This window comes from Photobacterium carnosum (assembly GCF_002849605.1).
Classification (GTDB): Bacteria; Pseudomonadota; Gammaproteobacteria; order Enterobacterales; family Vibrionaceae; genus Photobacterium; species Photobacterium carnosum.
In genome coordinates this window covers 69,698-78,723 of the sequence record NZ_NPIB01000022.1, presented here as the reverse complement: position 1 = coordinate 78,723, position 9,026 = coordinate 69,698, and the positions used below count along the sequence as shown (strand labels likewise).

At 39.8% G+C, this 9,026-nt stretch carries 9 protein-coding genes and 1 rRNA gene; 7 read left to right on the top strand and 3 right to left on the bottom strand.

Going from position 1 to position 9,026, the window contains the following annotated elements:
• Window positions 1-318 (bottom strand): 16S ribosomal RNA (locus CIK00_RS15960); the annotation flags it as partial.
• Between the two features lie 639 nt (window positions 319-957).
• Window positions 958-1,515, bottom strand: coding sequence for a D-glycero-beta-D-manno-heptose 1,7-bisphosphate 7-phosphatase (gene gmhB / locus CIK00_RS15955; protein WP_101769655.1), 558 nt, complete (start codon window positions 1,513-1,515; stop codon window positions 958-960).
• Window positions 1,516-1,820: 305 nt separating this feature from the next.
• Between gmhB and metN the strand changes: the two genes are divergently transcribed.
• The 7 genes from metN (at window position 1,821) to CIK00_RS15920 (ending at window position 7,631) form a co-directional block, all read left to right on the top strand.
• Complete coding sequence (gene metN / locus CIK00_RS15950) at window positions 1,821-2,855, top strand: methionine ABC transporter ATP-binding protein MetN (protein WP_101769654.1); 1,035 nt, start codon at window positions 1,821-1,823, stop codon at window positions 2,853-2,855.
• Window positions 2,845-3,531 carry a methionine ABC transporter permease gene (locus CIK00_RS15945; RefSeq protein WP_101769653.1) on the top strand — a complete coding sequence of 229 codons (687 nt, stop codon included), beginning with the start codon at window positions 2,845-2,847 and terminating at the stop codon, window positions 3,529-3,531. The genes metN and CIK00_RS15945 overlap by 11 nt, the downstream gene beginning before the upstream one ends.
• A gap of 61 nt (window positions 3,532-3,592) precedes the next feature.
• Window positions 3,593-4,408: a MetQ/NlpA family lipoprotein gene (locus CIK00_RS15940; protein WP_045040353.1), complete on the top strand. Its 816-nt coding sequence runs from the start codon at window positions 3,593-3,595 to the stop codon at window positions 4,406-4,408.
• Between the two features lie 99 nt (window positions 4,409-4,507).
• Window positions 4,508-5,209, top strand: coding sequence for a tRNA (N6-threonylcarbamoyladenosine(37)-N6)-methyltransferase TrmO (tsaA, locus tag CIK00_RS15935; RefSeq protein WP_101769652.1), 702 nt, complete (start codon window positions 4,508-4,510; stop codon window positions 5,207-5,209).
• A 126-nt stretch (window positions 5,210-5,335) separates the two neighbouring features.
• Window positions 5,336-7,051: a proline--tRNA ligase gene (locus CIK00_RS15930; protein WP_101769651.1), complete on the top strand. Its 1,716-nt coding sequence runs from the start codon at window positions 5,336-5,338 to the stop codon at window positions 7,049-7,051.
• 184 nt (window positions 7,052-7,235) lie between these two features.
• Window positions 7,236-7,439, top strand: coding sequence for a YaeP family protein (locus CIK00_RS15925; RefSeq protein WP_101769650.1), 204 nt, complete (start codon window positions 7,236-7,238; stop codon window positions 7,437-7,439).
• A 3-nt stretch (window positions 7,440-7,442) separates the two neighbouring features.
• Window positions 7,443-7,631 carry a DUF4250 domain-containing protein gene (locus tag CIK00_RS15920; protein WP_101769649.1) on the top strand — a complete coding sequence of 63 codons (189 nt, stop codon included), beginning with the start codon at window positions 7,443-7,445 and terminating at the stop codon, window positions 7,629-7,631.
• A gap of 70 nt (window positions 7,632-7,701) precedes the next feature.
• On the opposite strand, the gene CIK00_RS15915 is transcribed toward CIK00_RS15920, so the two are convergent.
• Window positions 7,702-8,913 (bottom strand): aromatic amino acid transport family protein, encoded by a 1,212-nt coding sequence (locus tag CIK00_RS15915; protein ID WP_101769648.1) that lies wholly within the window; start codon window positions 8,911-8,913, stop codon window positions 7,702-7,704.
• Between the last annotated feature and the right edge of the window lie 113 nt (window positions 8,914-9,026).

Below are 9,026 nucleotides of genomic sequence, written 5' to 3'. Positions count from 1 at the left end.
GTGTGGCTGATCATCCTCTCAGACCAGCTAGGGATCGTCGCCTTGGTGAGCCATTACCCCACCAACTAGCTAATCCCACCTGGGCTAATCCTGACGCGAGAGGCCCGAAGGTCCCCCTCTTTGCTCCCAAGAGATTATGCGGTATTAGCTATCGTTTCCAATAGTTATCCCCCACATCAGGGTATATTCCCAGGCATTACTCACCCGTCCGCCGCTCGTCAGCATTGATAGCAAGCTATCAATCTGTTACCGCTCGACTTGCATGTGTTAGGCCTGCCGCCAGCGTTCAATCTGAGCCATGATCAAACTCTTCAATTAAAGTTTTGTTGGCCGCTCTTATAAAAAGGCGACCGGCTCAATAAATACTGACTTCAATACCAACTCTTTATAAATAAAGAGTGTAATTTTAAAGCTTTTTATCATTTAAAAAATGATAATTAAATAACTGTGCCAAAATAATCTTTTCTATAAATAGATTGGGTCATTTTGTATTGGTCACTCAGTTTATTGATAAATCTTTCGACTTAACTATTCAGTGAGTGCCCACACAGATTGCATGGTCAAATTGTTAAAGAACAATACTGACTTTCGGTAACCGCTTGCGCCGTTGTCCGTGTCAGTGAGGTCGCATTATAGGTGGATTTTTGAAACTGACAATAGTTTTTTTACTCTAAAATAATCAATCGCTTTTTTTTTGTTCGAAATATTATGTTTCATCCGTTTTTTAATCAACAAATGATGATTGCTTCATTTAATCCCGCATCTAAATTGAATATTATTAGCGATTAAAAATGATTGAAATAAAAATTAAAAACGACAAGGAAGCAAAGAGGAAGAAGAAATATAAACGTTATGATTCACAATAGCAGGAATAATTATGGAAGGGTGTGCTGCAAGGCTTTATTGATAACCATAAAATAAAAGCAGTAGCTTAACTACTGCTTTATCTCACAACAATTATGCTTTTTGTGATAACCAAATCGGAACATTTTTGATGCCGTCAAAAACAGCATCAGCTAAAGCTTCACCTTCTTCAGTGATCGCTTTACCTGTTCGAACTAGCACTTTAAAAGCAACATCGGCAGCTATTGCCGCTTTCATGTCATCCGCTTTATCACCAATCATCAGTGATTTTGACATATCAATATTCAAGTCACTTTGTGCTGATATCAACATGCCTGGGTTTGGCTTACGGCAATCACAATCTTGTAAATATTCACCTTTACCCTCAGTTGCATGGTGTGGGCAATAGTAAACACCATCAAGTTCAATACCTTGATCTTCGAAATTCCAATCCATCCATTCAGTCAAAGAGATGAAATCATCCTCACTGAAGATACCGCGAGCAATACCTGATTGATTGGTGACTAAAACAAGTAAATAACCCATTTCTTTGAATTTTTTACATGCACCAAAAACACCATCAATATATTCAAAATCATCAACAGTATGTACATAGCCACGATCAACGTTTATTACGCCATCGCGATCAATAAAGACAGCAGGTTTGGCCACAAGAAAGCCCTCAATAAATTAGATATTAATTAAATATTATGACGATTATGGCACGAGTTGGCATCGAAAAGTATTAGTTCTCACCCCGACAAGGCTGATTATCATTGAAGTTAACGTTGTTATAAATATCAAATCCGTTTAGACGTCTAGCCGTAAAAATAGCTATTGACTTAAAAACCGATTCGAAATAGCATCAGGTTAACAGAAGTTGATACATTTTAACTAATACAACCAATTATTAACAATAATCATTGTATAACATGACTTGTCTATAATAGGTGGCATCTAATCAATCAGGACGTTCAATGATAGAAATAAAACAAGTCAATAAAGTGTTCTATCAAGGTGAGAACGCAATAAATGCCCTAAAAGACATTAATTTCACCATAGAACAGGGAACAATTTTCGGGGTCATTGGTTCATCAGGAGCAGGAAAAAGCACCCTGATCCGCTGTGTGAATCTATTAGAAAAACCAACTACGGGTAATATCATTGTTGATGGTATTGATTTAACCGCCCTTTCATCTAACGAATTAACATTAGCTCGTCGTAAAATTGGCATGATTTTCCAACATTTTAATTTACTATCATCTCGCACTGTTTTTGCCAATATTGCATTACCACTAGAACTCGCTGGTCTTTCAACACTCGAAATAAATACCAAAGTGACGCAATTATTATCACTCGTTGGTTTAGAAGATAAACGTAATACTTACCCGTCAAATTTAAGCGGTGGTCAAAAACAACGAGTTGCTATCGCACGAGCTTTAGCCTCTGATCCCAAAGTTTTATTGTGTGATGAAGCCACCAGCGCACTTGATCCAGCAACAACCCAATCAATACTGTCGTTATTACGTAAAATTAATCAACAACTAAACTTAACTATTTTATTAATCACCCATGAAATGGATGTCGTTAAACGTATTTGTCATCAAGTCGCAATCATTGGTGATGGAGAATTAGTAGAACAAGGTCTTGTAGGTGACATTTTTGCGCACCCTAAAACCGACTTAGCAAAAGCTTTTATTCGCTCAACGTTAGATTTATCGATTCCGGAAGATTATCAATTAAGAATGACACCGACCTCGGTCAAAGGAAGTTATCCCCTTATTCGGCTTGAATTTACTGGAGACTCTGTTGATGCGCCGTTAATTAGCCAAGTCGCACGGGAATTTAATCTTGATATCAGTATTCTCAGTTCAAATATGGATTATGCCGGCGGGGTTAAATTTGGATTAATGCTCGCTGAGTTCTTTGGTACTCAAACCGCCATTGATAACGCTATTAGGTTTTTACGTGATCACAAATTAAATGTTGAGGTACTAGGATATGTCGCTTGATGCAATAACAACATGGTGGCAGAGCAATCAACGCCTAACTGAATTACTTATCGAAGCATTGGGACAAACCTTAACCATGGTGTTGGTGTCCGGTTTAATTGGCTTTGTTATTGGTATTCCTCTTGGTGTCGCATTACACCTCACCAAAAAAAATGGTTTATGGCAAAACCCTGTTTTAAATAAAATACTGGGTATTGTGGTCAATATCGGCCGTTCAATTCCTTTTATTATCTTATTGGTTGCCATTATCCCTTTTACTCGATTTGTGGTTGGCAGTTCCATTGGTACCGCCGCCGCCATTGTGCCACTGACTGTTGGAGCAATTCCTTTTATTGCTCGTTTAGTAGAAGGGGCATTATTAGAAATTCCAACAGGATTAATTGAAGCGGCACAAGCAATGGGTGCAACACCGATGCAGATCATTGCCAAAGTATTATTACCTGAAGCTTTACCCGGCATTATTAATGCGATCACCATTACTTTAGTGACCTTAATCAGTTATTCCGCAATGGCGGGCACAGTAGGCGGTGGTGGTTTAGGTGATGTGGGTATTCGTTATGGTTATCAGCGTTTTGATGGCACCGTCATGGCAATCACCGTCATTATGCTCATTATTTTAGTACAGCTTATTCAATCTATTGGTGATCACTTAGTCAAACGCGTTGATCATCGTTAAAAATTCGAACTTATTCTTTATAGTTACACCATCAGGGAAAGCCCATTTAAGGAGAAATACTATGGCGTTCAATCTTAAACATCTTTTTGCCATTGCAGGTGTTGCCGCAGCTATCGCATTAACAGGTTGTAGCGAACAAGAAACCCCCGTTGATAATACTAAAGTAAAAATTGGTGTCATGGCGGGAGCTGAAGAGCAAGTAGCCGAAGTTGCAGCGAAACAAGCCAAAGATAAATATGGGCTTGATGTAGAGTTAGTCACTTTCACAGATTACGTGTCACCTAATGCTGCATTAGCAGAAGGTTCTATTGATGCCAACGCCTTCCAGCACAAACCTTATCTTGAACAACAGATCAAGGATCGTGGTTATAAATTTGCGATTGCGGGCAACACATTCGTTTACCCTATTGCGGGTTACTCCACTAAAATTAAATCGGTTGATGAATTAAAAGATGGCGATCAAATTTCAGTTCCCAACGATCCAACCAACCTTGGCCGTTCATTATTATTGCTACAACAGCAAGGTTTGATCACACTCAAACCCGATGCTGGTTTATCAGCCACCGTATTAGACATTATTGGTAATCCTAAAAATCTAAAAATCGTTGAACTTGAAGCGGCACAATTGCCACGCTCATTAGATGATGTTGCACTGGCTATTATCAATACCACTTATGCGAGTAGTTTAAACCTAACCCCAGAAAAAGATGGCGTGTTCGTTGAGGACAAACAATCACCTTACGTCAATATCATTGTCGCCCGTGAAGACAACGTCAAAGCAGAAAATGTTCAAAAATTCATTCAAGCTTATCAATCTGATGAGGTTTATAACTCAGCGCAAACCATTTTTAATGGTGGAGCAGTGAAAGGCTGGTAATCGCCTTACTTAACCTTTTCACATCAAGAGCAGGCCTGAGTGCCTGCTTTTTTTATGTTATATTATAAGATTACTTTCAGCGTATAATTGGCTAATTTAATGGCTTATAGTATTGAACCTATCGGTATCATCCACTCCCCTTATAAAGAAAAATTCGCAGTCCCTCGCCAACCCGGATTAGTGCCAAGTGCCAATTGTGAAATTGTATTACAAGGTCTTGCTAATTCATTAGAAGCAGTACGAAGCATTGAGCAATTTAGCCATGTTTGGTTATTATTTTTATTTGATCAAAATTTAGAAGCTGGTTGGCGTCCAACAGTTCGTCCACCTCGTCTTGGCGGTAATGAGCGCATCGGAGTCTTTGCTAGCCGTGCGACGTTTCGACCCAACGGTATCGGTATGTCTGCCGTTAAATTAAAAGGGGTACGTCATCATAATGGTCAAGTCATTATTGAGATTGGTGGCGCAGATCTAGTTGATGGCACACCAATCATTGATATTAAACCTTATATTCCCTACTCCGACAGTTTACCTGATGCATTAGGTGGCTTTGCTTCAGAGCAACCACCAACCCTAACCGTAGAATTTAGCCTTAACGCCCAGCAACAGTTATCAGGTAAACAAGCGGATTATCATCACGCGGTGATCACCGAAGTCTTAGCGCAAGATCCACGCCCCGCGTACAAAAAAGGCAAATCTGATAATAAAACTTATGCCGTTAACTTATTTGATTTTAATGTTCAGTTTACGGTTTCAGAACCTGTAATCACCGTAATTAGTATCGATACCATTAATCAATAATAGATCTTATGTAGTTATCTTTGGCGAATAGCGTCGAGACTGGTAATATAACGGGCTATCGTCATGATACTGACGGGTGGAACATCAGTTCCTTCTCTTTCCTTTCATCAATAACGGATACCATCAATGCGTACCAGTAAATATCTTCTTTCTACCCTGAAGGAGACGCCAAACGACGCAGAAGTCATTAGTCATCAACTAATGCTACGTGCAGGCATGATCCGTAAGTTAGCTTCAGGTTTATACACTTGGCTACCTACAGGTCTGCGTGTGCTGCGTAAAGTCGAAAACATCGTTCGCCAAGAAATCGACAATGCAGGCGCAATCGAAACCTTGATGCCCGTTGTTCAGCCGTTTGAACTATGGGAAGAGACAGGCCGCTCTGAAAAAATGGGTCCTGAACTACTTCGCTTTACTGACCGTCATTTCCGTCCGTTTGTACTTAGCCCAACCGCTGAAGAAGTTATCACTAGCCTTGTGCGTAATGAAGTGAGTTCTTACAAGCAACTGCCGCTAAACCTATACCAAATTCAGACGAAATTCCGTGATGAACGTCGTCCTCGTTTTGGTGTAATGCGTGCACGTGAATTCTGCATGATGGATGCTTACAGCTTTGATATCGATAAAGATGGTCTACAAAAATCTTTCGATACTATGCATACCGCTTACTGTAAAGCTTTCGATCGCATGGGTCTTGAATACCGTCCAGTATTAGCCGACTCAGGCGCAATCGGTGGTAATGGTTCTCAAGAGTTCCACGTGCTAGCTGAAAGTGGCGAAGACTTAATCGCATTCTCTACTGAATCTGATTACGCTGCTAACATCGAAAAAGCAGAAGCTATCGCACCTGCTGTTGAGCGTGCAGAACCAACACAAGCAATGACCGTGATTGATACACCAAATGCGAAAACTATCGCAGAATTGGTTGAACAACATGGCATTGCTATCGAAAAAACAGTGAAAACGTTATTCGTTAAAGCTTCTGATGAAATCGACGCACCTATCGTTGCATTGATCATCCGTGGTGACCACGAACTTAACGAAATCAAAGCAGAAAATCTTGCTGAAGTTGCATCTCCTTTAGAGATGGCAACCGAAGAAGAAATGCGTGAGCTTATCGGCGCGGGTGCGGGTTCTCTAGGTCCTGTAGGCCTTAAACTACCTGTTATCGTTGACCACACAGTTGCAGTAATGAGTGACTTTGCTGCTGGTGCTAACATCGATGGTAAACACAACATCGGTATCAACTGGGGTCGTGACGTTGAACTTGGTCGTGTTGATGATCTACGTAACGTAGTTGAAGGCGATCCAAGCCCATGTGGTCAAGGTACGTTGATGCTAAAACGTGGTATCGAAGTCGGTCATATCTTCCAGTTAGGTACCACTTACTCTGATAAGATGAATTGTAGCGTACTTGATTCAAACGGTAAGAGTTCAATTCTAGAAATGGGTTGTTACGGTATCGGTGTATCACGTGTTGTGGCATCAGCTATCGAGCAAAACAATGATAAATACGGCATCATCTGGCCAGACGCTCTAGCGCCTTTCCAAGTGGCTATCGTACCAATGAACATGCACAAATCAGAGCGCGTTCAAGAAGCAGCAGAGAAGCTATACGCAGATCTTACTGCAATGGGTATCGAAGTATTATTTGATGATCGTAAAGAACGTCCAGGTGTGATGTTCTCTGACATGGAATTAATCGGTATTCCTCACACTATCGTGATTGGCGATCGTAGCCTTGAAAATGGTGAGATGGAATATAAGAACCGTCGTACTGGTACTAAAGAAGCAGTTGTTGCTGCTGATGTTATGGACTTTCTTAGGCAGAAAATGGCTTAATTAACAACCATCTGATTTGAAAAAGCTGCCCATTTAGGCAGCTTTTTTTATAGCTAAATTATCATAAACATTTTTTATCTCTTTCACGGCTATGATAATATTCAATTCAATAGCCACTTAAGTATATCCACATAACATTCGTTACACTGATCTTATGTGAATATTTTTAGGCAAAGGAAAGACCATGCAAGTTTATCAATGCTGTGAGCTAATTCGAATGACTTACTCTCAAATTGGCAGTGGCGATCAAGGCTATATTCCCACGGCAATTAAGTGTGCAATTAAAACATTGAATGATATTGCCACCAATACTGAATTGCCATTAGACGTACGTGAACATGCCGCTTTTGCTGCTGCGAATTTACTTATCAGTGATCACGAGGACTAAACGATGGATCTATCAAAATTTGAAACCATGGACACAATAATGCTGATGAGTATCATCAACATGAAGATCCGTGATGAATTTAATACCCTCGATGATTTAGTGAAATTTTTTGATATCGATCGTGAACAATTAATTGCAAAATTAGCGACGGGTGGATTTGATTTTTTACCTGAAGTACAACAGTTTCGTTAACGTATCATCTTGTATTTAAAAACAAAAAAACGGCAGTCAAACTGCCGTTTTTTTTATTTATTTTTCAATATTAACCGTTGAATACGGGTAAAATATTCGCCATGGCTAAGATATGGAAAATAGCCGTTAGCACACCAAAAATAATCACCGCATAAATGGTAATATTGCCACCGGGTACAACAAATCCTTGTTGTTCAGGTTGACGCTGACGCAGTTTTTTCGCTAACAATGCTGGAATAATACAGGTCCAAATCGTCGCAGCAGCACCCGCTAATCCAATCGCCGCTACAAATCCAAACGGCGCAAACAATGAAAACACTAATGGTGGAATAAAAGTCACCGCCCAAGTTTTAAAACGGCCTTGTTGAGTATCTTCAAAACCAAAAAAGTCAGCCAGATAATCAAAAACCCCTAAACCAACACCAATAAATGATGACACCACAGCTGCAATTGAGAAAATATTTAAAGCTTGTTTGATACTGTTAGAGTTCACCACCCCGCCCAATGCTGTCATTAACGCATCAACATTACCACCAGCGGCGACAATGGGTCCAAATTGTGTACGCGGTAAATTACCAAAAATACACACCACCCAAATCACATAAAACGTTAATGCAATCAAGGTGCCACCTAAAATAGCGTTTTTGGCACGATTTTCATCACGGTAATAATCACGCATGGTGCTTACCGAATGATGATAACCAAAAGAGGTTAATGCTACTGGCAAAATAGCAAGAGCATAAGGAGAAAGGCTGGTTTGTGAATCAAGACTATCAAGTAAAGTGGGCACTTGAATATTAGTCGCTAAGCCAGATATGCCAATAATAAAGCTGATCGCCATAAAAATAATTAATAAAACTGAAATACGATCAACGGCGCGAGTTGAATGAAGTACAAAAACAGACGAGGCGATCACAAATAATACTGACGCTAGTTTGGCATTAATATCAAATACACCGCCAAAAATCATGCCTGATGAAGAAATATAAGCATAAAGTAAAATACCACCAACAAAATACAGCGAGAGGTTATTGATCGCATTCACTTTGCCTTTAAGTACATCTTTTGTAATGGTATTAAATGAAACTTTAAAATCATAATGTTTTAATGCTTCAAGTAATAACCACCCTGATAACGTCATCATCACCATCGTTACTGAGATCGCAAGTACAGTCCATAATGTCCATGCGCCAGCACCTGCACTTGGCAATCCAAGCATGCCTGCACCTACGCACACACTAGCAATAATGCATGCACCTCCAAGTGTCGATGGTTTACTCATGTTCTATCCTTTATTAGCATCTATTTTGTATCAGCGAACTAGTACGATAATATGCCTCGAATATTTTAGCAACAAAAGAATATCGATCTGAATAAATATTTATTTAACAACTG